The sequence below is a fragment of the Dyadobacter diqingensis genome, from assembly GCF_024220585.1.
Taxonomy (GTDB): domain Bacteria; phylum Bacteroidota; class Bacteroidia; order Cytophagales; family Spirosomataceae; genus Dyadobacter; species Dyadobacter diqingensis.
Genome location: NZ_JAMXKF010000002.1, coordinates 1 through 24,450, shown reverse-complemented (window position 1 = coordinate 24,450; position 24,450 = coordinate 1). Strand labels below are relative to the sequence as shown.

Below are 24,450 nucleotides of genomic sequence, written 5' to 3'. Positions count from 1 at the left end.
GTAGATTTATTTTTGATGTCAGTATTCTTTGATCCAGACGATGACTGATTCGAGCAGCTTGATCACGGTCTGTTTGTCTTTCTCTTCAAAACTGTAAGATTTGGAGCGCATGCTATCCCAGGAAATTTCCGCCTTTCGGGGCGTGGAAAGAAAGGGCACGATACGTTCGAAAACGGCATTCATCGAGCGGGCCTTAAGGATTCTTAGTGAGTCGAGAGCCCTTAAAAATAGTCCGATCTGATCCACCGAAAGCAGCACCAGCACCTTAAAAGGCTCAGGTTCCTGAGCTTGTTTAATAGCCAGTGAATCTTCCTGCCTGCTGATATCTGGCTGGGATTGCTCTTTGAGATATCCAATTTCCTGCGCAAACCAGTTGGATATGAACTTTTTGATATCCGAATCTGCCGGACTCAGTTTGACACCTGGTTTTCGATGCATCTGATTGAACTGCTTGTAATGCAGAAGTAGCTGGTGGATCTTTTCTTTTGCAGGTTCAACCCCATCAATTCGTCTGGCCAGATGCTGGGTATAATAGTTCATAAAGGGCCGGCTGTTGAAATTCAGGTAGACCAAAAGCTCAACCAACGCATCGTCTATTTTGTTTTGCGGCCCACTCCAAAGAATCTGCTCGAGTCCATAGAGAACCTCGCGTTGGTAAAAAATGGTCCGAAAACTTGGCGGCTGCGTATCTGCGCCGCTCGCAGCTGTGCTCAAAGAGCCAAGCAGAATAGCGACTAGGTTGGGATCCGCACTTTTTGATGTGAGCTGCTTTTTTACTTTGCTGATACGGCTGTGATGCTGACGGGCAAACTCGGCAAGGTAAGCATCGGGTGTGCGCTCATCCAGATCCAAATATTCTCCGAAGCTGCTCTGAATAAAGCTTAGAAGTTTATAGATACAAACAAGGGTCTGGTTTAGTGCATCTGCTGTTAGTATGTTCAGCGGATTGATCCGTGTGGCGGCATGGGCCGCGTGATCTAGCAGAATCAGAAGGCTTCCGTGATGCTGTTTAACAAGATGCCCGATCTTTCGTCTGCCCGAAAGGCTCAGACGCTGATGATTTAAAAAGGCAATGTAGTTTTGTTTTTTCTCATGTATTTTTTCGGTCATGTGTTCGTACTGCGCTGTACTAAGCGTATTTACTTCGGATTCACCGGAATCCAGGGCAATGGTTATAATGAAATCCAGCCATTCAAGGGTATTTTGCTTTTCTATCATGAGAATGTCGAGTTAAAAAACTGAAAATTTTCAATCGTAGAAGAGAAGGGTGTTATCGTGGTGTCGGGTGCTGGTCTGCCGGCAACAACGTGCCGCTTTGGTTAAGTCAATTTTTAAAGTTGAAAAAGCAGCTCTTCAAAGAGCTGCTTTTGAGAGGTTGGAAACATTGGATTTTACCTGCGGATAATCAGCGTGCAGATCATGCCGCTGGTTGTGATTGGGTCCGGATCGGATTTTTCTGATTTTTTCTGCCAGATCCGGCTTTTGAAGTAATTAAGTGGTACCTCTTTTAAAATGAGTTTTTGATGCTTTTTCATGATTGTTGGTTTGATTTTGTTAAAAATTGGACAACCCGCAAAAGAAGCATCGCTGAAATAGGTGTAAAAATTTATGTGGTCAAAGGACGCGAAGCTGGGCTGTAAGGCTTTCATTCGTCTTTTAAAGGTATTTTTTCCATTGAAACCGGGGACCAATGGTGGAAGTTGGTTTGAGTGGGTTTTTTGAGCCCAAAGGTTTTAGTGTATTTAGTTTGCCTGTCCAAACCTGGTTACCTGGCAGTATGCAAAAGCTCATCAGCATGATCAGATACGGCGATGTAATTCAGGTAAAGCGGTAAGTTTCTGACTATCGGTATTTTAACTCCGTATGGGTTCATGGGAAACCAGCACTTTGGGAGTATATCACTCAATTCCCTTAAGGTTTCAACTAATAAAATATTCCGAAGTCTTGCAGGGGCCGACATATCAAAAGTGAAGCATAACTTTCTTATTTTGCTGCATAATTTCAGAAATAATCAGGAACTGACATATGGCGACATGCAGGCTATGCGAGTTAAATGAAGCTAACCAAACCGGATCTCATTCAGTGCCATATTCTCTGATAAAAAGTGCTGTAAATTATAACGGTGACAGCAAGCGCGGCAAAGAATTTATTACAAAAGTAGGCTCGCGGATAGATTATCCAGTTTATGTTGGCAGGGACATAATTCCAGAAAAAGAAGAAGAAGCCAGAACTAAGTATCGTTATGAAAATGCCGGCAGGCGGCACGACAATCCTTATGTTGAAGATTACATTTTGTGCACATCATGTGAAAAGAAACTCAGTATCATTGAAGGATTATTTGCCGAGCGGGTAATGCATTTGTCAGATAATTACGATCATCAGAAAGTAACTGAACTCATACTCAAATATGAGGATGGCCTTTTAACCAGGCTGTATGCGATTAGCTTGTTTTTACGGCTGTCCATTTTCAAAAGTCCCTGGGATTTTAAATTAGTTCCGAGTGAGCAACGCACGCTTCGTATTCTTGTAAATAAATGCCTTGCTGATTCAAAAACCGGGACAATGGAAAATCTGCTTTCCTTAGCGCCTTCACTGTGTGCTTATCCTATTTTGGTTATCCATAATCATCAGCTGGAGGATCAGTCTACCGCTGCTATTGTAATGGCAGTTACGAAAATGCCATATACTTTTATTGCCAATCGTTTCATTTTTCTTTTATACATAAAAAAAAGCCACCTTAAAGCTGTCCGGACTCATCTTTTTGGCATAACTGACCTTACCGTCCGCTATAAATACAGCAATAGCCTGGATAATATTTTTTCAATGCTTCTGTTGGATTTAGAATCAACAAATCTGATTAACCAAAGTGTTTACAGTACCCTGGCTCAAAATCACTTGCATCTTGTAAATTCCAAACTAAATCACAGCTACAAAAAGAAATGGTCCGAGCTTCCACACAAAGATGTTTTAGAGGCTGTTGTCGGTATGTTATACCGAGAAGGCTATTACACTGGCAGCGTAGCACCGGGCATAATTGAAAAGGTGATTGATGACGTAGTTGAAAAGTCCTCCCCCGGATTTGTTAAATGGCTTAATTCGAGACCTCCGGGGTTTATTGAAGGGTTGCAAACTGAACAGTAAAACTCTTAAACAATATACTCTGCTCGCAGAGTATATTGTTCCAATGCAAAGTTCGGACTGTTTCTTTAAATTCTCCAGGTAACTTAATTAACAATTAAAGGGCGACATATATGGACAACAAGTATGCACCGTCACATGTTTTAACGGTTGCGTGCATAATTTCAAGGATAACAGTGTTAACGGTTCGATATCAAAAGGCCCGAATTCGAGAAGATGGGGACTCGTTGTATATATAATCTGTTTTGTCAGTTCTGGTTACCTTCTTGTCATTCAGACAAACCTCACCAATAGGATAAAATCGGGTATATTGAATCATAAAAAATTAAACAAACTACGGTGTTCGTTAGACACGGTATAGCGCAAAAACATCTTCCCATATCAATAATATTAACAGCATGTGCTCAGCACGAGTACGCTGTCATGCCACAATTAAGGGCAAATTAAGTTCAATGGTATAACACAGCTGATTTTCTGTCACAGTCAGCAAATAGTTGTTTTTTGCGCTTAGTTGAAGGCGTTTTTTGATATTAGCCAGACCTATCCCAGACGCTTTTCGGTTACCGGTCCTGGTATATAATTGGGGTTTACTATTGGAAATGCTGAACAAAATATGGTCCCCGCATACATCGAGTGCAATATCGATCCGGCACTCTTCAATGGTGTTGTAGACCCCGTGTTTAAAAGCGTTTTCTGTCAGGGTGAACAGTACCAGCGTCGGAACCAGTTTGTTTTCGGGAATTTTACCTTTTTGCTTTATACGGACTTTCAGACGGTCATCAAAACGCCTGGCTTCCAGATCAGTAAAATGCAAAAGTGCCTGCCATTCCTTTTTAAGTAGAATCAGCTCGTCTGCTGTTTTATACAGCGTAAAACGGAGCACATCTGTAAGGCTGACAAGGTACTGGGAAGCTTTTTCGCTGACCGGCAAAAGTTCTGCTAAAACAGAATTGAGGGTATTTAAAATAAAGTGCGGGGCAGGCTGCGCTCGAAGCGTTGCCAGGTCATTTTTTAGCTTGTCGGCTAAAAGATCTCTTACCCTGATTTGCTGAAGTAATCCGTACTGTATCATTTTCAGGCCCAGCGGTAGAAAAAGAAGCTGCGTCTCAGTCACATCGTAAATCAGAAGCATCAGCCAGTCACCAGGCTGGTTTTGACTAGCCGATCTTAGATACATACTGCCAAAATGACTGAAGGCGTCCGAAAGCGTGTTAAGCCCAAATCGCTGGTCAAGCAGCAAAAACACTATTACATTCGCTGCGTGCATGGCAAGCACCATAAAAAGGCCGATAAGAATCATTAGGCTCGTTCCGTAATACTTTTCTTTAAGCCGGTTGAAAACGCCCGCTGCCAGGTAGTACACCGGAATAAAGCGCAGATAATACAGCCCGTAAGAAATCACCCAGCTGGCTTTGTAATGAATCTTTTCTTTTGAGCCGGCAAAGTACAAAAGATGAAAAAGAATAAATCCCAGCCAAAAAATAGTGTGGTATTGGATCCGCTGTCTGATTGTCTGCGTTTGCAGCATATAGCGCAGTGGAAAATACTTTGCATGTCTATCCATAAAGCGGGCCAAGTTTTTTTAATACCTCACTTCTTAAATATCTTGAAATTTTGGCCTTGTGCATGCCTCCATTCATCACGACCTCATTGCCGTTAAGCGTTTCGACGAGCTGACCATTGACTATATACGACTTATGGGTTTTAATAAAAATTCCGGGCAATCTTTCCAGAAGTAGCGCCAGCGAGGTGCGCACCAGATGCTTTTTGCCCTTGGTATACATATACACATAATTGCCACAGCCCTTAATCATGTACAGATTCTGGTATTCAACAGGAAGGATAATTTTATCCACTCGGATCAACATCATCTTTTCTTCAAAGACAGGCGCTTGCCGTGGGTGTGGAAGGATCTGATCAGGCCCGCCATTTTTTAAAAGGACCTGAAACGGGTGCAGCGGATCGCAGTTAAGGCTCTGGGCTGGATCCTGTGATTCTGTCCTGCTTTTAGCTGCCCTTAGCATGCGTACTTTGTGAACCGCTTTCAGAAACCTTTCCATTGAGATGGGCTTTAAAAGAAAGTCTGCAACATTGTGATCAAAACCATCGATCGCAAAACGTGCGTGGGCCGTTGTCAAAATCACCGATGCGCTGATCTTTCCCGCGATCCCAAGAAACTCCAGACCGGAAATATAGGGCATATCCACGTCCAGAAAGATGATATCAAAATCGCGCGCCGAGATCGCTTCAAGGGCTTTGACTGCATTCATACAACCTTCGGAAAATTCCAGCCCGGGAATTTTGCTGATGTAAAATTTAATAGTTTTGTGTGCAGCGCTTTCATCATCCACGATCAGGCATCTAAGCGGCTGCATGGTTTGTTGTTTCATCCGTGTCAGAATTAAAATATTAGAATATTTTACCTGCTGGGTTAGCTTCTGAAATACGTTTTATGATATGGGCTAGATAAATTTAAATCGCATTGTGGTTACATCCTATAACTTACAGGAATATTTTCTACATTTTACTTATTTTCAACAATGAGGTATAATACTTCTTTAGATAATTATATACAGCAAATTCTTGCTGCCGCTGCTGGCTGGCAAACCAGCGGTTTAAAAACAGATGAATAAGATCACAGCTCAGTCTTGCCTTTAAAGCGCTGTCACTGAGTGAAGCATGAAGTGTAAGACGCTTGATTAGTTTAGTTCGCCTGTTAAAATGAGTGCTTATGCTTTTATGGAGAGGTGTTTTTTGACTCTCCAGGATTTGATTGATCCTGGGCTTTTGAATCCGGTAGTTTTGATCCATTTGCCTTCGAATGGATCCTTGACTATCAAGCTCAGCTGAAAACTGCCGGTGCATGGTTTCAATCAGATCTGTTTTACCCTGTAAATCAAGGCCCAGACTATCCAGCATCAAATCCGCTGCCAGCAGCGCTGACTGCCAGCGGAGCTCTGCATCTTGTGCGATCTTCTTCAAAGCATGCACAACAGCGTGGCTGTCGCGATGAAAGATGGATTCGATCCGGGTGTAGAGCTGTGATGGGTAACGCTCAAGCTCCCTTTGGTAGGTGTCGCTGTGAACGCTTCGGACCATGCCACTTTCAAGCAGCGGATCCAGCATTCCATGGAGCTCTTTGAGTATAATGAGCCAGAAATCTTTTTGTTTGCTGTAAAAGCGTAGCCGGATATGCGGCTCAGGATCCTGGTAACGGATAAAAAACCACTTTTGAATGATCCGGCGTTTTTCAAGTGATCTTATTTGGGGAAATAGTACCGTGTTAATCAAATTATCGGAAAACCTTTCAGCGCAGTAGATTTTTAGATACAGCCACTGACTGCCTGTGGTGAAATTTCGCGTTATTGGGTCCTGATTGTAATTTTGTGTCTGGTTTGGGAGCGCAGGGGTTAGCTGCTGCACACTGTGGAAGGGAATTACAAATTCGTTTGAAAAATACTCCCCGTTTTGACTCAGAAGTCCAGCACCTGGCGTTTCAAGGGACTCAGTGATGCGCAGGTCGCCTGCTTTTTTTAGCATCTGAGCCAGCAGCGTTAGTGACCGCTCATTTTCACCGTCGAAAAGTAGCGTCTGATCACCATGGCCCGCCGTAAAATACCTTGGGGTGCTGAGCTTTTTTTCAATTTCTTTCCACCATGCTGTTTTGCTTGGAGCCTGCGGAGTTTCGGGCATATAGCTAAGAAGCCAGCTGGCTTTACTGAGTACGAGCTGCTGATACTGCACGCGCGGTAGAAAAGGGGCATTTTGATACCTTTCCCAGTCCCAGGCAAATGAGATGCTGTTTTGATTTGCCAGATCGCAAAGAAAACGGTAGACGGGAAGTCCTGTGCTGTAATTATGCGCACTACTCAGCACCGGCAGAATCTGTTTATTTAGCTTTTCAGAGCTCAGTAGCAGGTTTTTTCCATCCGGGCAGCTTAGCCAAAGATCCGCCGGAGCAATCCTTTGTTTACCTTCCTTTGAGCTTTTTGCCAGATACGCGATCTCAAAGTCTCTGTAATCAGGCCTTTGAATGATGTTCGAGCCTTTACCGCTTGGCAGATGAGCTATCTCTGCATAAATCACGTTTTCATTGTGCGCCTCTTCGGTTTGCATGATTGTTCTTACTTTTTTTGTTAGCTCAGAATCTCCCGTGCAAAAACGTGTCAGAAGCTTGCCGGCCGACGGCCCTGCAAGCCCTTTGAGCTCAAAAAGAAAATCACCATCGTCAAGCGCCTGCTGTGAGCGGGTGTGAAAACTTCCCAGCACATAAAAGCTTGTTGGCAACTGCCCTTCATTTGCGTTTTCCTGCTTTTTTAAAAGCGCATCACTCAGCGTGATCTGCTGGCAGGCGTTTGAAAAAGTTAGCTGATAGAGCGTCTCTGCAAGCCCGTTTTCTTCTCTGGCCTGAGCATTTTCATAAGGCTTATTCTGATCAATACCGCTCAGAAGCGGAAGCTCGGGGTGCGTTTCGCTGCTCAGTGTTCCGTAGCCTGTCCCATAATCGTAATCCAGTGCTAGAAGCAGCGGGATGGGCTGCTGACCATACCGGGCGGCAAACCGGCGGGTGAAATCTTGCAGCTCCGGGCTCTTTGCCTGCCGGCTCAGCGGGTCAATCCCGCTGAGCTGAGAGCCAAGCTTTGATAGCACCTTCTGGCTGATCTGTGCGGTGTCAGTCTGAAAGCCAAGCGTTGTCTGAACAGTGCTTTCAATAGGGTGATCCGTTTTTAAGAGGTTTTTCAAAGACGCGTTGATCTGTTGGGCCAAGCCGTTTTGAGCAAGCTGCTTTTGTATATCTTTAATTTTGGCTGTCAGGGTTTTTACTCCCTTTAAAGTGCTGAGTGTAGCGCTAAGATGACTAAGGTAATCCTCACCTGTGACATTCAGCTCAATGCTGCTGACAAGGATCTGCGCAGCGATCAGCGATTTTACATATGCCTGAGCGCTAGCGGCACTCAGGTTTTCAGCGCGCAGAAGCTTACTGAGCTGACCGGGCAGCAGCCCGTTTTTAGCCCGATTTAAAAGCTTTTCAAGCGCCGGGTGAACAGCGGCCTCTGTCAAAATGAATGTTGCCTGCCGGGTTTCTTCCAGCCTTTTGATATACCGGTAGCTTTTTCCGGCCCTGTAAAGAGAGCTGTTGGGATAAAAAAGTAGCTGACTGCTTACAGCTGCGTTTTCAAGGACGTGCGCTTTGATTGCTTCGAGCGCACCTGCGTCCAGGCGGCTATGTTTTTTTGTAGGGGTTTGACTTTTGAAGCTGATCTGTGTGCTTTGAGCAGCCTCCATGGTAAAATAGCCAGCGAAAAGCCCGAATGGCGTGCAGCGGCTGGCCATCCGGATCAAAAATTTGTATAAGGAGCCAAGCAGCTGATCTTTTCCACTTACAGGTTCGCTTTGCAGCAACGCCTTCGTTAGCGCATAGAGCGGACCCGAGGCCAGCGCCAGCCCTTCCAAAAGTAAAGGGTCAGAAAAGATTCTTCGCAATTCTGGTTCAAATTCGTTTGGGTTTAAATTGATGCGGGCGTGGAAGTATTCCAGGACATCTCTGGAAAGAATCGGCCTGCGAACCATGCAGAAGCCGTAAGATTGTAGTTTCATTAGATCGCTTTTAAAGGTACAGCACTGGCTGTAAAGTTTTAAATGCGTTTTTCTGAGCTGAAATTTTTGTTTCAGTAGGTGGCAGACCAGATTTGAAAAGGCACTGGGCAGATGCAAAGCGCTTTCAGATGGGTTTGAAAGGTTTTAAGGCTGCTTTGGTGTGACCCCGAAACAAGCGCAAAAGTGCAGCTAAGGTAGTGTCCCCCATTGTTTTGTCCGCGTAAGTGCAAAGTCAAAACGGTTCGGCATAATGCCGGCAGAAGATGGCTTTCTTCTCATTTTATTTCTTTTTTTTCTGCCGGCCCCCCTTCGGGACTTATTCCGCTTTCCCTTTTGGCCCGGGGTGGGGGACACTGATCCCTTGCTTTCTTTTTTTCTTGTTTTTTCTTTGGGGTCAAACAATATGTTTTTTCTCTGGGAGCGGGCTTGAAAGAAAGAAAGGTAAAAATCATTTTCACTTTAATCTTTCAGTATCATGGAAATTGTAGCACGTATCACATCCGATGCCACCGTCGCAAAAACCAAATCCGGCAAAGAGGTCGTCAGTTTTACGGTAGCAATCAACGATTACTATAAACCCAAAGATGGGCAGGGCGTTCAGCTAACCACCTTTGTACGCTGTGCGTACTGGGTGAGTACTGCCGTAGCGGGCCGCCTTTTAAAAGGTGTACTTGTGCAGCTCAGCGGCCGGCTGGGTGTAGAGGCCTTTATTAGTAAATCCGGTGAGCCTGTCGGGGTGATTACCTGCCGGGTTTCCAGTATTAAACTGCACGCGAAGTCGGGCGCTGGCACTTCTCAAGGTGCCGTGGATGCAGCTCCTGCAAACGATGATGATCTTCCTTTCTAATCAAACTTTCTTTCACATTCAAATTCTTAAAAATCATGAGCCATAACATTCATTTCAACGGTAGTACAGCTAAACACAGTTTTTTCTCGGTACAGCAGAAGGCCTGGCACGGGCTGGGGCAGATCCTGCAGGATCATCCGACAAGCAGCGAAGCCATCGCGCAGGCAGGGCTTGATTATAAGGTCGAAAAAATGCCGCTTTATATCGGCGATAATGCTGCGCGTATAGATAAAACCGGTAACGATTATGACAGTGCGCTGATCAAGGTGCCGCATTATTTTGCCAGCGTTCGCACAGACACCGCTTCTCCGCTGGGGGTGGTAGGAAAAGACTACCAGATCGTGCAGAATCAGGATGCTTTCACTTTCTTTGATGCTATCGCTGAGTCCGAAGGTATACGCTACGAAACTGCCGGGGCGCTCGGCGCAGGGGAGCGCATTTTTATAACCGCTAAAATGCCCGGGCATATCCGCGTTGGAAAAGACGATCTGATTGAGCGCTACATTTTTCTGACCAATTCACACGATGGCTCAGGTAGCATTACAGCCGCCTTTACCCCGGTTAGAATCGTTTGCCAGAATACGCTGAATGCTGCCCTGAGCAGCAAAACCTCGGTAGTCAGAATACGCCACACCTCGGGAGCCCAGCAGCGGCTTGCCCAGGCGCACAGCATCATGGGCCTTGCCAGCCGCAGCAGTGAGCAGTCGCAGGCGGTATTTAACCGCTGGGCAAAAGTGCGCATCTCAGACCCTGAGCTTAAAAAGCTGATCGCCATGGCGATGGCCCCGAATCAAGAGGTGCTTGGAAACCTTCGCGACGGAAGCGTTGAGCTTTTATCTTCCCAGTTTTTAAATACGGTCGAAGATGTCTACGAGTATGCGCTGACCAGCCCCAGCCAAAACCTTGAAACCACAGCCGGCACCGTCTTTGGTGCCTACAACGCAGTTACTGGCTACTACCAGAATGTGAGAAGCTTTAAAACGGCAGAAGACAAGGTTAAATCTTTATATCTGGGCGGAACCGCCCAGCTGCGCGGCCAGAGTGCTTTTGATTACTGTGAGCTCTTTGCCACGGGCGCCTTACCGCTTAACTAATTTTTCCACAGGGGCAAGCCTGAGCACTTTCCCCTGTGATTTTCTCCACCTTCATTTTTATTGTTATGATCATTTTAGGTCCAATTTCAAAAGAGCAGCTTATAAGCTTTGCCGTGATCTGTCTGGGCGCTCTGATCCGTTTTATCATTTTGCAACGGCGTTTTAACAGAAGAAGCCCTACCGGCCGGCAGCTTTTTAAAAGCTACCTGCACGGGCTTCTGATCAGCCTGATTGAAAGGCTTTTTCTTCTGGCTTCAGCAGTCATGATTCTGGGCGGGTTTGTATACTTTCTTTTTGCCGGTTGAAAGTGCTGTTCTTACAGGGCAGGTTAAAAAATCACCCCCCGCACGGGGGGCAAGATCGGTACCGCCGAAAGGGAGCAAAAACAGTAAACCCTTTTTTGCTTCCCTTTCGGCGGGCGGCATTTTTGACGGGGTTTTCCCGGCGCGGAATTCCCCGGGTTTTAAAGGGCACTGAAATTGCGGCCTTTGACTGCTGGCTATAACCGTTTAGATTCTTTCATAGGCCTGTGCCTTTGGCCCTAATACGCTCAGCCAATTTGAAGGGTTTTAAGTTTACTGTGAAGCCCGGAAAGTTCTGATTTTAAAAGAATATCACTGACCATTTTTTCAAGCTCCTCCACGGTTTCACTTCCAAAATAATCCGTCACAGCAGGTGCGGCCCCTGCCTGGCCCTTTAGCTGACTTTCAAGGGCCGCCGCAAGCAGTAGCAGCGCTTTACGCGAGACGCGCATATCAAGCTTGACATTTTCTGCCATGCCTGGTGAGCATAACAGCGTCTCATAGACCAGGGCCATTTGCATTGTTTTTTCCATCTTAGCTTTCTGTTTGAAATGGTTTTTTATTGGGCCAAAACTAGCCTGAGAAAATGTTTTTCACCCATTTAGAATCTGAAAGGGTGGGGTGGTGCTATCCGTTGTTTATACCAGGCATCAGAAAGTACTCCGGATGCTGATTTCTTAAACCCGTCGGTTTCTTTCTCTTTGTTCACAAGACACGCTATTGATACGCGAAAGGCGGCTAATTTAGTCATTTTTATCTCGCTTGTTTTCGGCGGTTTAAGCCGGAAGTATGCGTTGGAATTTCTCCCCCTATTGAAAGGCAGATCGGGTGATCTGCTCTTTTTTCATAGACATGCGATTTTCAGATAGTTAAAATGCGTGCTCAGAACTAAAATACTAAGTCGGCCGAAGCAGGATCCACATTTCCTTTTGAGAGATCTACCGACAGTTCTATTTTTTTGCTGAATCCAGGGGGGATCGACGGTCAGATTGCCAGGTGTATATGCTTATTATTTTCGATAAAATTTAATCGTCTCATACATAGTGGATTGTATTTTTTTGTATTTTGTGACTGAATGTTTACTATTTGATCATTTAAAGAAAAAGCAATGATTCCAGCTGACCAGCAAAATAGTACCGGCTACAAATTTGTATTTTCAGACCATTTGTTTTACCGTTTGGCAAGACACCTTGTTTTCTGGGCAATGTTTCTGGCTGTGAACGTGAGTGTTCAGTCGCCGGTTGATTATCATTTCAAAGGCTCGCCGCTGCTTTTTTATGGCATGTGTATACCTGCCTATTATCTGGGTTCTTACCTGATAAAAATACTGGGACAGAACTATTTGCAGGGGCTGGCGCATTTAGTTGTGGCTGCCGTAATTCTTCTTCTTACAGCTCATTTTTTTCTGCTGCTGATTTTTCAGCTTCAGAATCACTTTCTATTCTTCTCTCAGCCCGGCGCTGCAAACCCTGCCATGACAGCGCTTTACAAGGGTGCTCCGCCGATGGGCGGGGCAACTGTCTTATCCTATCTGATATACGATCTTTATTTTCTTAAAGCGCAGCTGCCCGCATTCGCTTTAAAACTAGGTAAGTGGGTTTATACAACAACGCAAAGTAACGGCTCAAACAGCTAAGTCCAGGTGGCTGTCTTTGAAAGGTGCCGCAGCTGGCAGGGGGGACTGTTTTAGCAATGTAGTTAGCTAAGAAGGTAACAGATTTGAGACCCCTTAAAAACTGAATCAGAAACCGAAGTCCTTTACCACGGTGACACGGAAACTATGACTGACCAATTTGCTAAGGCGCATTTTGGATGCAGTCTTTTCTTTTCTGTAGATACTCCGAAAGTGGGTGCTTTCTACCAGGTGCGGCATTCGTTATTTTTTGCTTACTACTGTCCGTGTACTTGTCGGCAGTATGGCCATCAAGCTGTGCTTTAAATTTGACTGACACGGGCACCTTTGTTTTCTATCTATTGCAAGGCTGCTGTATACCAGTAAAGTTTCAGGCCTACACCTTTTTACCTAAGCATTTTTCAAGGTCAGGGAACCTTTTTTCAAGGTTGAACCCTATTTTCTACCCATTTAGAATCTGAAAGGGTCAAGGTTCTTTACAGCCCGCCGCTTACATTTGTATCACCGCAAAGAAGGATTAAGTCTGCTGCAAATGGCCGTGTTCTTCTGGGAAACGCTTGAGTGAGTTTGCCCTAAGGAAAGCTGAAACCACCTGCCTTGCCGTGGTTGGCCAGATGTACCCAAGTATCACATTTTTGGCGCTTCATGCCAAAATGATGCCCCTTGGGATCTGGCCGGGCCTCAGAGCCCGGTCCGCTCATCACTCGGAACTCGTGAGCGGGAGACTAATTAAATGAAGGATTGCTTTAAATGTGAAAAGGAAAGAGGAGATGAAAAAGGAAAGCAAAAAAGACAAGTGGCTGCACGTGCGGCTAAACCAAGATGAATTCGATAAGATTCAACTGCAGTTTAAGGCGACCACCTGCCGCAAGCTCAGCGATTTTACAAGGCGTAAACTTTTGGGGCAGCTGCTGGTAGGTACCTACCGTAACAGCTCGCTTGACGGATTGACAGAGGAGCTTGCCCAGTTGAAAGCAGAGCTATCTGCGGTTGGAAATAACTTCAACCAGGCCGTTAAAAAGCTTCACACGCTCAGTAAAATAAAAGAGTTTGAGCACTGGCTGATCAGCTATGAGCTCGAGAGAAGAGCACTTGTAAAACAGGTTGAAAAGATTAATGAATTCATCAGTAACGCGGCTGCAAAATGGTAGCGGTTATTCATGCTGGCAGCTCGCTGCGCTCAGCGCTAAACTATAATGAGCGGAAGGTCAAAGAAGGTGTAGCAGACTTTCTGGATGCTGGTTTTTACCTTCAAAGCCCGCAGCAGCTAAACTTTCAGAGCAAGCTTTCAAGGCTGGCTGCGCGTAGCGCCCTGAACACACAGGTAAAGGTAAATACGCTGCACGTCTCGCTTAATTTTTCGCCCGACGAAAAACTTTCGCGCCAGCAGCTCAAAGCAATTGCAGGCAGTTACCTGGCAAAAATCGGGTTTGCAAAGCAGCCTTATCTGCTTTATGAGCATCGGGACAGCGGCCACCCGCATGTGCACTTGATCACGACAACGATAAAGGCTGATGGCAGCGCGATCCGGCTTCATAACCTTGGAAGAAACCAGTCCGAAAGAGCCAGAAAGGAGCTTGAAGCTGAGTTCGGGCTCATCCGCGCCCAGGATCAAAAAACAGTCGCATACGAGCTCAGGGCAGCGGATGTTACGGTGGCGCAGTATGGAAAATCGCAAACAAAAAAAGCAATTGCGAGCGTGCTGCAAGGTGTGCTGGTTCAGTATAAATACTGCTCTGTTGCCGAGCTGAACGCGGTGCTCAGTCAGTATAATGTAGGGGTCGATGGGGGCAGGGAAGGATCGCGAATCTTTCAAAACAAAGGCCTTGTCTTCCGGCTTCTTGACGCGAGAGGCAATAAGACCGGCGTGCCCATTAAAGCCAGTGATTTTCATTTTAGACCCACGCTAAAAGCACTGAGCTTACGCTTTGCATCCAATGAGACCGAGAGAATAAAGCACAAGGCGAGGGTCAAAAATCTGATCGATTTAGCGCTTTTAAACCGGTGCCATTCGCTGCAAAGCCTACGGGGAGCGCTTGAAAAACAGGGCGTGTGGATGGTGCTTCGGACCAGCGGGCAAGGGGATATCTACGGGCTTACCTACGTGGATCAAAAGACCAGATGCGTTTTTAATGGCAGCGCACTGGGAAAGGCTTACAGCGCAAAAGGGGTTCTTGAGCGCTGTGCAGATCCGGTGGAATCGCCCGTTGTTGCCTGGCAAAAACAGACGGAGAAGGCCAAAGAGACAGGGCAGCAGCCAGCAAAAAAAGAAGAATTTATAGTCTTTACCACTTCGCCGAATTATGGATTCACGGCTAGCCCGGACAGCCTTATTAGGGATTTATTTTCCGCTGAAACCGGTGGGCAGCCGGTTCCCTGGCAGCTTAAAAAGACGCGCAAAAGAAAGCGAAGAAAAACCAATTGATAACACTTTAAAGGTTACTAACNTGTACACGTTTCTGACTTGTCATGGACTAAGAAAATCAAACATCCTTCGGACTTCGTTAAGGTAAATGACGAACTTGAAGTTGTTGTTCTTGAGCTTGACGCTGAAAACCGTCGTTTGGCGCTAGGTCACAAACAACTTGAAGAAAACCCATGGGATACTTTCGAAACGATCTTCGCTATCGGATCAGTACACCGTAGCACAATCGTTGCAAAAGGAGACAAATTCGCAACTTTGGAATTGCCATACGGAATCGAAGGAATTTCAGCAGTGAAAAACCTTACGAAAGAAGATGGTTCAGTTGCTGAGGTTGGAGAAAGCCTTGACTTCACAGTATTGGAATTCCTGAAAGACGAAAAGAAAATCGTTCTTACACATTCAAAAGTGAAGCCTTCTGCTCCTACTGAAGACAAGAAAGAAGAAAAAGCTGCTAAACCTGCTGCAACTCAGGCTAAAAGCTCAGCTGGTAACACAGAAAGCGCTGCCAAAGAAGGAGAGAAATCTACATTTGGTGATCTGAGTGTGTTGTCTGCTTTAAAAGAACAATTTGAACATACCGAAAGAAAGGAAAAGGCTGTGGCAAGACGAGATTCAGCGTACTTGCGGGAATATGAGCGTGAGAGCACTCCGGGTTCTGAGGAAGGTAAAACGCATACAGATGAAAATACGGAAGTATTTCCCGAATACAAGGCTACGGCAAGTATAGAAAGCCAGCTCCAAACTTTATATAAAAAGTTTGAAATCTCGGTCGGTGTTGAGCCAGATCTTAACAGGCCGCCACAGGATATTGTTAATGACTATGCATTTGAAATTGTGTTGTATGCACCGTCGGACTTTGATATAATTGGAAACGAACAATTCGAAAAAACTGCGAGAGTTAATTTTAATCTGAGAGAATCAAAAAAAGAACATCCAAAAAACGTTTTTGAACTTGTCCCACTTTCTACTGGGAATTTTGAGCTAAAATTAGACTACTACTACCAAAATCAATGGCTAAATGAAATTACCATTGATATTACTGTTCAATAAATTTAGAATTAACTCTCCCTGAATCTTGAAATATTTTGTAGCTTCTTTACCTCCAGTAGAGGATATTTTGCCGGTAGATTTAACAATCCATATTAGAAGACATAATGCAGTCCAATATCATGTTTACGTAAAACATAAAAAATGGAGTAAACCGAAAAGTTGTATTGCTGAGGGGAAATTCGGCGACTTTGAAGAGCTGCGGTCCAAACTTCTGTCATCAATAAAGACTCTGATCGGAGAAAACATCGATCGGAATCTTTACCAGGTTGCCAGATATGGTTACGCAATTCTTACGAAATTGTTCCCAGACAAGGAACTTCTGAAGTCCGTTCTGGATATCCTCAATGAAGAGGGTTCGGTAAAATCAGTCAGTTTTGTTGCGGATGAGTTTTTCATGCCGTGGGAGCTTCTTTACACCAGGTATCCAACTGAGAAGGAAGTGTCGGTTGAGGATTTTTTGGGAAGCAGGCATATCATTTCCCGTATTGAAAAGCCGGTCAAAAAACAATCTGGTCCGGTAAGAAATGGATTACTGATGGCTGAGACAATCAAGTTTTCGAATCGACCCAAACTTGCTTTGCTGCCCAATAAGGAATTAAACGGCGTTAGTACGATAGAAATTCCTTTTTTCAATCAGATGCATGATAGGAAAAAAATAGTACTCCATAAAATCAGAGATCTCGAGGAGGATAAGTTTGACGAGGGATTCAGGATTTTTCTGGATTTCATTGGAAAAGACTACCATGTTATCCATTTCGCCTGTCATACGAAATACGATGGCTTTGACTCTTTCTTTAATCTTTACAAAAATTTCAACGTTACAATACTGGATCTTGATTTCGAGGATTTTGAAATAAAGTCGTCTTCCCTGATATTCTTCAACACTTGCGAAAGCGGTATTTTAGACGCTCAATCGTCATTCTCACTGGCGTCAAAGTTTCAGGAATATGGTGCAATCGGAGTTATCGGTACGCTATCGGAAATCGATGATGATCTGGCTGCAGATTTTTCCGGGCAATTGTATTCGAAATTTCTGGCAGGGAAAACTGTCGGAGCCAGCATCCTGGAAGTCAGAAAGGAGTTTGCAAAAAAAGGTATTATGGATACACACCTCTACGCGCTCTACGGAAGGGCAGGTATTTCGCTTAAAAAAATTAATGATAACTGAATTTTCGGCGGCGACGGAAATAGTGTCCCTGATAGTTTAGTAATAGCGCATCCACCTTGATTAAGAATGGTTTAACCAACAGGTCCAATCTGTTCTCAGTACTTGTTTGTACCATTGATCAGAAAGATTTTTGCATTCACTCGCCGATAGAAAAAGTCAGAAAAATTCAGTGAGCTAATATTGTCGTTCCCACTAATTGAGTCCGTCGAGCGGCCGTTTTCTTAACATCTTTTAAAACCCTGTCAGCAAAGTGCCAGAAGTAAAGGGCCTTTTGAGAATATGCAGACTCTATGAAATGAATTCAATTCATAGACAACATGAGCAGTATTGATCAGTTTTGAGCCGTAAGTAAGTGATATCAATTACCGGTTTCCGAATTTTGCTGACCAGGACTCCCCTTTAGGGCCAGAAAAAACGGTTAATAACCCCCCGGAGCTAAAATAAGGTAACGACTCATGCAGTAGTGAGGCGACCTCTCTTAGTTTATCCGTTTTATGGGACGATTTGAGCGCGCCAGATTCTAAAAGCCGGTCGACCTGAAGGACGGCTAGACTAAATGCCTCTGACGTACTGGGTAAACCACGATAAAGCAATTCTGTTAAATTGAAGATCATCTCGTTTTGACGGTCCATGTTTGGTTTTTGCTGTGAAAGCCATTGATTACGTAGTATAGGTCCGTCGGCAATATTGGGAAACCAGTTTGCCAGATTAGTCAGCCAATCTCCTTTTGCCAGATCGAACCGGCGTGCTTTCAAAAGCACGGTGGCCGCAATTACAGCAGCAAGGGGAGATTCTGATTTGTCCTTTAACGTCTTGTGAAAGAATTTCATATCGATCATTTTGGCAGCCGCCAGCACATCGGCATTCAGGTATTTTTCCCATAGTCTTGCAACGCGCGCCAGTTTTCCCTCGCCCTCATTGGCAAGATTGATCTTCAGATTCGTAATGTGATGATGTGAATCTATAGAAAATTCGAGGCGATAAAATGGGACCTCTTCTTGTGGATTGAAACTGGCCGTTAAGGAGGCCCAGAAATCCGATGTTTCGTCGGTAAACCTGATCCAGTAACAACCATAAGGTAAGTGAACAGAAAAGGTCAGACGGTAGGCCATTGAGACTTTTGACATTGCTGACCTTTCGACTTTGAGTAATGAGAGCGCGCTTTTGTCAATCTCTTGCTGTGCATTTAGGGGATAAAGTTTAGTTCCATGCCAGAAAGCGGCAACTGAGCTCGCTCCCACTAATTCCTCTAAATTTGCAACATAGAATTTTTCCAGCTTTTGGCTTTCACCGGCCTGGTGACGGATATGGCGGTTCACTACAAAATTGGGATTTTGTCGGTGACTTTCTTTATGGGTACCCAATTCGAAAGTGTCAGAGAAATGATGCAGAGGCTGACCTTTCGGTTTATCTGTTTCGCCTCGCATCTGGCCATTACCGATCGGAGTGGGCACTATGGTGATAATCGAGTCAAGATTCAGCGGTTCGCTTCCCAGCTTGATATACTGTTCGACGGGTTGTTTCACCGCCGCTACCAGCAGTTGATTATAGCGTTCTCTGAGAAACCGGTGTAATATGCTTAGTTGCACCGAACAAAATTCGGGGCTACAGGAAGGTATAAACCCAGCCTGGGACTGAAGACCGTCCAGAAGAGCCTGTCCAAACAATGAGTATCCTCTTCCGGGACTGCCATACTGATGCGCGGGCATACCGGTCGCTGTCGCATAAAGAATTGCTGAATTACAGGCAGGGTTGATGATGTCAGTTCCCGCAATTGTTAGAATTCCATTTCCCCTTATTTCGAGTTTGGCTAGGTCTGGATGGGTGTTTCGGCACGCATCAACAAAGAAAAATTGATCGCAGACAGGGAGTCTGGCCATGGCATCACTCAGCCTGCGGATATTTAAAGCCCGGTCGTAAGTCCCTGGTAGTCTTAAGTAGTCGCTGGGGAGCAGAATTTGTTCACGAAGATGAATTTCAAGGCCGTGTCCGCTAAAAAAGAAGAATGATCTGCTTTGCTTAGCAGCTGTTTTTGGCAGTTTTGCCATAGTACTATTCCAAAAAGAGACAGCCTCTTCGATTTGAGAATACGTGCCCTGCTGATTACTGTCCAGAACGTCAGGCCCGCCGTTTATATCTATCGCTGCTTTGATTTTGTCTTTTTCTTCTGCGGTTGGAGAAAGAAGCAGCCAACACTGTGCTAGCGGCGCTCCGTCGAATACGTAGCTGGTTCTCAGCCACTCAAAGAGCGCATAAGTTGTCCAGGCGGAAACGGCCAGCTGTCCCAGTCCGTAATTCTTATCCGCCAGAGGGCCATTGCCGCCTGCCAGGTGGTCATACCGACTTACGCCAATAAGCAACGCAAAAGTTCCGGGTGTACCCGGCTCCCAATTCGGGTTTGTCCACAGGCCTGGTGTGTCAGAGTTTAATATCATGGGCGTGCTGGAAGTTTATTCCTAAGTTTTTCGGCGAATTTTCGGTAAAAGCTTGGGCGTTGCAGATAGCCGCTATGCGCCTGTATCAGTGATGTTCCGCTGTTATAGGATTCGTCGTCAATATTTTCAAAAATCGGGTTAGCAGTATAGCTCAGATAATCGTTTGGGTCCCAAACATTCCACCAGTATCCAAGTTGATTTTGGGAGGGGAGAGGAACCTTCTGATCGCTGGCAAGATTGATTTGTGGATCACTGACTGCAAAAAGCTTCATCTCTTCAAACACGCCTACTTGGGAGGCCGTGGCGCACCAAAAGTCAACCTTTATGTGCTTGTATTGTTCCATTTGAGGGAGAAAATAAGTCAGTGTGTCGTATGCGATCTGCCCACCCATGCTGTGACTCAATAAAACAATCGGCTCGCCGTTGCGTTCCATTTTGATCTTATGGGCTTTTTCTAGCTGAACCAAAAGTCGTTCTGTGATTGCATCGGGTTTTTGAATCGTACCACGGTGGGTCAGATAGGCAAACACATCACCAAAAAATATGATCACTGCTTTATTGAGCTCGGGACGGAATCTGTTTAGCACACGCGTGAGTGCATAACCTGTAGCCTGATCCCCACGCTCCATTGCTTCATTGAAACGGTCTTTGAGATCCCCCAGCCAGCCTGGGCCGGCCTCTATAAGATCGGTTCTCTGCACTTCGAGTTCAGTATATCGTTTTTCAATCAGATTGAGCAATACCTCAAGCTCGTCCTGAACGCTATCCTGAGCGGCAAGCAACGTGAAGGTTTTAGGTTCAGTGGCAACGTCATCTGCAGCAATAACTGCCAGTGTCTGTTGCCAGGTATTTCTTTTGTTGCTAATAATAACAGCTATTGCCAGATCGCTCAGTTCGTCTGTACTCAGATCTTTTAACCGGATTGTCTGCGAAGCCGCAGGTGGGGCAAAACCAGTGGTAATTAAACCTGAGCTGAAAAGATCGGAAGGGGAAGAAGCTTCGTCTGTAGAAGGTAGGTCCCCGACGGATTCATCCAGTTCTGCCATCAGCTTTGCACGGTCGATCGATGACACATCTGTGGCAGCACCCATCAGTCTTAGAGAAATTGCTTGCAAGCATGAACTGAAATCCCAGGCGAAACTGGCACCCAGATCTCCCCAATATACTTTCAGTATATTTATTTCTTCGTCTGTTTGCGGATTTTTCAGCTCATCAGCAATATATCGCTGAAGCATTGTTTCGAGCGCTGTAAAATCGTCAGGGTCGCGGTTTGCGACGCCGTGAATGTATACGATCGGCATGTAGGTAAAGATTATGGGTTTACTGATTCACAAAAGCACAGGTGATTTCAAACTATCTGGTATGCAGTCAATCTCAGCAGACCACGGGACTGGAACCGATATTCGTTACCAGTTCTTTTGTTCTTAATTTCTTCTGATGTTCAGATAGTTATGTGATATGCAATCTATGAAAAATAATACATATCAAAAATAGAGGAGATGAAAAAAAAGATTTTCAGACTAAAACAAGCGAGGACGAATTGATTTTTTCAAATGTCCGAATCAACCGCTCAAATCGTCTGTTTTGTGAGTTATGAATAGGGCAGTTATTGTACTGGAAATAGTTAGGATATCATAAGTTATCTATTTAGTTTCTGCTAAAAGCAGGATTTGCTGATTACTTATCCCGGATAGTATCTACTAAAAATATTATATTGTGAAGCAATTAGCAAATAGTTTTCTGCTGCCGATTCTGCGCTACTAGATGCCAATTGAAAATAGTGATCTATATATGTTCATAGTTAGGGACGTGTCCGCTATCCTTAACCGTTCGGCTTTCGCGATTTCCATCGCGAAAATAAAACTATTTTATGATGAAGAAGATACAAAAATTATAATGTGTTTTATCGTTAAGAAATTTGAATTAAATATGGCGAATAACAAAAAACTGGTTTCGTTCGATTTACGTGGAGACTTTGCTTTTTTTAAAAAGCCTGATTACAATGACGGAGTTTTATTCTCGTATAACATGCTTCATAAGCCAGCACTTTTGGGAATTCTAGGTGCAATCATCGGACTAAAAGGTTATGAAAGAAACGGAGAGTTACCTGAGTATTATCTACGTCTAAAAGATCTGCCAATAGGCGTTGAGCCGCTTAAAAAGTCCCATGACCGAGGTAGTTTTCAGAAAACAACGGTTGAATATATCAATACAATTGGTTACGCCAATACAGACGGGAACTTGCTTCTGGGAGAGTGTATGTTAATAAAACCTGCCTATAGATGTTATTTGTTGCTTGATATGTCTTGCGAAGATCACGAGCGACTTTTTGAAAATCTTAGAGATGGCAAAGCAGAATATATTCCATATTTAGGTAAAAATGAATTTCAGGCTTGGTGGCTGGATGACTATGGAGAATCTACTTTCCAAGAATATGTTTTTGAAGTGGCCCAGGCCAACTTTGGCAAATACCAAGTAGTTACATTAATTAATAAGCCTAAAGTTTGTATACCTGATGGTGCTGAGGAGCAAAACCTAGGTAATAATTTTAATCTGTTTGAAATTGTCTTCACCTTTGAATCCTACACTTATTTTGAAACTCTACCCGTTGGCTTCAATTTAGTCTTATTTCAATATGAATTGCGTGATTTCGTTCTCTCTAATTTTATACTAAAATCGGGAAATGGTCTTGACGGTTTATATTTTCTTCCAGATAAGAAGTGTTATGTACAGCTCCATTAGGATTATTCTCGAATTAAGTCGGAGTAATAGAACTGTGCTCATCGGTATAGCTCATCATCCGTAGTAAAAATATTCGCTACTGCGCTTAACGATTGGGCTTCTTGTGTAAATTGGCATTATCCGATTTGGTATGGCAATGATTCTACATTGTAGCTATGGGATCGCAGCCTTTNCCGGACAGCCTTATTAGGGATTTATTTTCCGCTGAAACCGGTGGGCAGCCGGTTCCCTGGCAGCTTAAAAAGACGCGCAAAAGAAAGCGAAGAAAAACCAATTGATAACACTTTAAAGGTTACTAACATGCAAACTTCCGAAAATCAGCAGGCTCTTGGAAAGATCCTGGACATGAGCCGCATGGTCGCGATCGCGGTTTTGATACTTCATTTTTATTACCAGTGCTACGCGGCTTTCGCGGGCTGGAAGCTGGTGAGCGCTTTTAGCGACAGGCTCCTTGACAACATTATTAAGACCGGACTTTTCTCAGATTTTAATAAGGCTAAACTCATCGCGCTATGTTTTCTGACGCTTTCACTGATGGGTGTAAATGGAAAAAAGAAAGAGAGTCTTTCTGTCCGCAGTAGCCTGATCTACTTGGGCTTTGGGCTGGCTGCTTACTTTTTAAGCTGCTTTATTTTAAAGGCGGGCCTGACCGTAGGTATACTGGCAACACTTTATATGGGGGCTGTTTGTGTTGGTTTTGTTCTGATCATTTCGGGTGGCACGCTACTTTCGCGGGTGATCTATTTAAAGATAAACAGCAACGATATTTTCAATGAGCAGAATGAGACATTTCCACAGGAGCAGCGGCTCTTAGTGAATGAATACTCGGTTAATCTACCTGCCCGCTACCGGCTCAAAGACAAGTATCATGACAGCCATATCAACATCATCAATCCGTTCCGGGGCACGCTCGTGGTAGGCTCGCCGGGCTCGGGTAAGTCTTACTTTGTGATCCGGCACTTTATTAATCAGCATATTGAAAAAGGTTTTTCAGCCTTCATTTATGATTTTAAATTTGATGATCTTTCGATCATTGCCTACAACGCCTGGTTAAAGTGTAAAGGTAAATACAAGGTTGAACCCCGGTTTTACGCGATTAATTTTGATGATTTGAGCCGTTCTCATCGCTGTAATCCGCTTGATGCTGCCAGCATGCTTGACATTACCGATGCGGCAGAGTCCGCCCGCACGATCCTTTTGGGGCTGAACCGGGAGTGGATCAAAAAACAAGGTGATTTTTTTGTGGAATCACCAATTAATTTTCTGACGGCGGTGATCTGGTTTTTGCGTAAATACCACGATGGCGCATTCTGCACACTGCCGCATGTGATTGAGCTGATGCAGCTGGATTACGATAAACTTTTTACGCTGCTGCGATCTGAAAAAGAGATTGAGGTGCTAATTAACCCTTTTATAACCGCCTATTTAAATGATGCCATGGAGCAGCTTGAAGGGCAGATCGCATCAGCAAAAATTGCGCTGGCAAGACTGTCTTCACCGCAGCTTTATTACGTTTTATCAGGCAGTGATTTTACATTGGATGTAAACAATCCTGATGCACCTAAGATTGTCTGCATGGGAAACAACCCGCAGAAAATTCAAGTCTATGGCGCCGTGCTTTCACTGTATGTAAACCGGCTGGTGAAGATTGTCAATATGAAAGGAAAGCTTAAAAGCAGTCTGATTTTTGATGAGCTTCCGACCATTTATCTAAGTGGCATTGACAGTCTGATCGCGACGGCAAGATCCAATAAAGTAGCCACAACGCTGGGCATTCAGGATTTTTCACAACTTCGTAAGGACTACGGAAAAGAGCTGGCTGATGTGATTGCCAGCATCACCGGAAACATTATATCAGGGCAGGTGACGGGAGATACGGCGAAGCAGTTATCCGAGCGTTTTGGGAAGATCATGCAGGATCGAACCAGCTACTCGATCAATCGGAGTGATACCTCCATCAGCCTCTCCAAACAGCTGGATATGGCAGTTCCTGCTTCTAAAATTGCTTCTTTGAGCTC

The 24,450-nt window shown here is 44.6% G+C and carries 18 protein-coding genes and 1 pseudogene; 11 read left to right on the top strand and 8 right to left on the bottom strand.

Going from position 1 to position 24,450, the window contains the following annotated elements; translation table 11 throughout:
* Positions 1 to 18: 18 nt before the first annotated feature.
* A complete protein-coding gene (locus M1L62_RS05855) occupies positions 19 to 1,218 on the bottom strand; it encodes a hypothetical protein (protein WP_254412091.1) in 1,200 nt (399 codons plus the stop codon).
* Between the two features lie 173 nt (positions 1,219 to 1,391).
* The gene (locus M1L62_RS05850) at positions 1,392 to 1,535 is read right to left on the bottom strand and encodes a hypothetical protein (protein ID WP_254412090.1); all 144 of its coding nucleotides are present in this window, start codon (positions 1,533 to 1,535) and stop codon (positions 1,392 to 1,394) included.
* Positions 1,536 to 2,082: 547 nt separating this feature from the next.
* On the opposite strand from M1L62_RS05850, the gene M1L62_RS05845 reads away from it, so the two are divergent.
* A complete protein-coding gene (locus M1L62_RS05845; RefSeq protein ID WP_254412089.1) occupies positions 2,083 to 3,141 on the top strand; it encodes a hypothetical protein in 1,059 nt (352 codons plus the stop codon).
* A gap of 418 nt (positions 3,142 to 3,559) precedes the next feature.
* Here M1L62_RS05845 and M1L62_RS05840 read toward each other — a convergent pair whose 3' ends face one another.
* The 3 genes from M1L62_RS05840 to M1L62_RS05830 form a co-directional block, all read right to left on the bottom strand.
* Complete coding sequence (locus M1L62_RS05840; RefSeq protein ID WP_254412088.1) at positions 3,560 to 4,702, bottom strand: sensor histidine kinase; 1,143 nt, start codon at positions 4,700 to 4,702, stop codon at positions 3,560 to 3,562.
* Positions 4,695 to 5,528, bottom strand: coding sequence for a LytR/AlgR family response regulator transcription factor (locus M1L62_RS05835; protein ID WP_254412087.1), 834 nt, complete (start codon positions 5,526 to 5,528; stop codon positions 4,695 to 4,697). Before M1L62_RS05835 ends, M1L62_RS05840 begins: the two co-directional genes overlap by 8 nt.
* 127 nt (positions 5,529 to 5,655) lie before the next feature.
* A complete protein-coding gene (locus M1L62_RS05830) occupies positions 5,656 to 8,736 on the bottom strand; it encodes a lantibiotic dehydratase (RefSeq protein WP_254412086.1) in 3,081 nt (1,026 codons plus the stop codon).
* Positions 8,737 to 9,211: 475 nt separating this feature from the next.
* On the opposite strand from M1L62_RS05830, the gene M1L62_RS05825 reads away from it, so the two are divergent.
* From M1L62_RS05825 to M1L62_RS05815, 3 genes are all read left to right on the top strand, one after another.
* The gene (locus M1L62_RS05825) at positions 9,212 to 9,583 is read left to right on the top strand and encodes a single-stranded DNA-binding protein (RefSeq protein WP_254412085.1); all 372 of its coding nucleotides are present in this window, start codon (positions 9,212 to 9,214) and stop codon (positions 9,581 to 9,583) included.
* A gap of 35 nt (positions 9,584 to 9,618) precedes the next feature.
* Positions 9,619 to 10,677, top strand: coding sequence for a DUF932 domain-containing protein (locus M1L62_RS05820; protein ID WP_254412084.1), 1,059 nt, complete (start codon positions 9,619 to 9,621; stop codon positions 10,675 to 10,677).
* Between the two features lie 65 nt (positions 10,678 to 10,742).
* Positions 10,743 to 10,982, top strand: a complete 240-nt coding sequence (locus M1L62_RS05815) for a hypothetical protein (protein WP_254412083.1) — start codon at positions 10,743 to 10,745, stop codon at positions 10,980 to 10,982.
* Between the two features lie 245 nt (positions 10,983 to 11,227).
* Here M1L62_RS05815 and M1L62_RS05810 read toward each other — a convergent pair whose 3' ends face one another.
* Entirely contained in the window at positions 11,228 to 11,512 is a 285-nt protein-coding gene (locus M1L62_RS05810; RefSeq protein WP_254412082.1) for a hypothetical protein, read from the bottom strand.
* A gap of 575 nt (positions 11,513 to 12,087) precedes the next feature.
* On the opposite strand from M1L62_RS05810, the gene M1L62_RS05805 reads away from it, so the two are divergent.
* From M1L62_RS05805 to M1L62_RS05785, 5 genes and pseudogenes are all read left to right on the top strand, one after another.
* Positions 12,088 to 12,615 carry a hypothetical protein gene (locus M1L62_RS05805; protein ID WP_254412081.1) on the top strand — a complete coding sequence of 176 codons (528 nt, stop codon included), beginning with the start codon at positions 12,088 to 12,090 and terminating at the stop codon, positions 12,613 to 12,615.
* 767 nt (positions 12,616 to 13,382) lie between these two features.
* Positions 13,383 to 13,763, top strand: a complete 381-nt coding sequence (locus M1L62_RS05800; RefSeq protein ID WP_254412080.1) for a plasmid mobilization protein — start codon at positions 13,383 to 13,385, stop codon at positions 13,761 to 13,763.
* Positions 13,757 to 15,037, top strand: a complete 1,281-nt coding sequence (locus M1L62_RS05795) for a relaxase/mobilization nuclease domain-containing protein (RefSeq protein ID WP_254412079.1) — start codon at positions 13,757 to 13,759, stop codon at positions 15,035 to 15,037. Before M1L62_RS05800 ends, M1L62_RS05795 begins: the two co-directional genes overlap by 7 nt.
* 24 nt (positions 15,038 to 15,061) lie before the next feature.
* Positions 15,062 to 15,631, top strand: a pseudogene (locus tag M1L62_RS05790) (S1 RNA-binding domain-containing protein); the annotation flags it as partial.
* Positions 15,632 to 16,112: 481 nt separating this feature from the next.
* Entirely contained in the window at positions 16,113 to 17,255 is a 1,143-nt protein-coding gene (locus M1L62_RS05785; RefSeq protein ID WP_254412078.1) for a CHAT domain-containing protein, read from the top strand.
* A 362-nt stretch (positions 17,256 to 17,617) separates the two neighbouring features.
* On the opposite strand, the gene M1L62_RS05780 is transcribed toward M1L62_RS05785, so the two are convergent.
* Both M1L62_RS05780 and M1L62_RS05775 read right to left on the bottom strand, forming a co-directional pair.
* On the bottom strand, positions 17,618 to 19,690 hold the full coding sequence (locus tag M1L62_RS05780; protein WP_254412077.1) for a caspase family protein: 2,073 nt from the start codon (positions 19,688 to 19,690) through the stop codon (positions 17,618 to 17,620).
* On the bottom strand, positions 19,687 to 20,991 hold the full coding sequence (locus tag M1L62_RS05775) for an alpha/beta hydrolase family protein (RefSeq protein WP_254412076.1): 1,305 nt from the start codon (positions 20,989 to 20,991) through the stop codon (positions 19,687 to 19,689). Before M1L62_RS05775 ends, M1L62_RS05780 begins: the two co-directional genes overlap by 4 nt.
* 508 nt (positions 20,992 to 21,499) lie before the next feature.
* Between M1L62_RS05775 and cas5 the strand changes: the two genes are divergently transcribed.
* Both cas5 and mobC read left to right on the top strand, forming a co-directional pair.
* Positions 21,500 to 22,432, top strand: a complete 933-nt coding sequence (cas5, locus tag M1L62_RS05770; RefSeq protein WP_254412075.1) for a CRISPR-associated protein Cas5 — start codon at positions 21,500 to 21,502, stop codon at positions 22,430 to 22,432.
* Between the two features lie 300 nt (positions 22,433 to 22,732).
* Positions 22,733 to 24,450: conjugal transfer protein MobC (mobC, locus tag M1L62_RS05765; RefSeq protein WP_254412074.1), on the top strand; the 1,718-nt coding region annotated here is incomplete at its 3' end.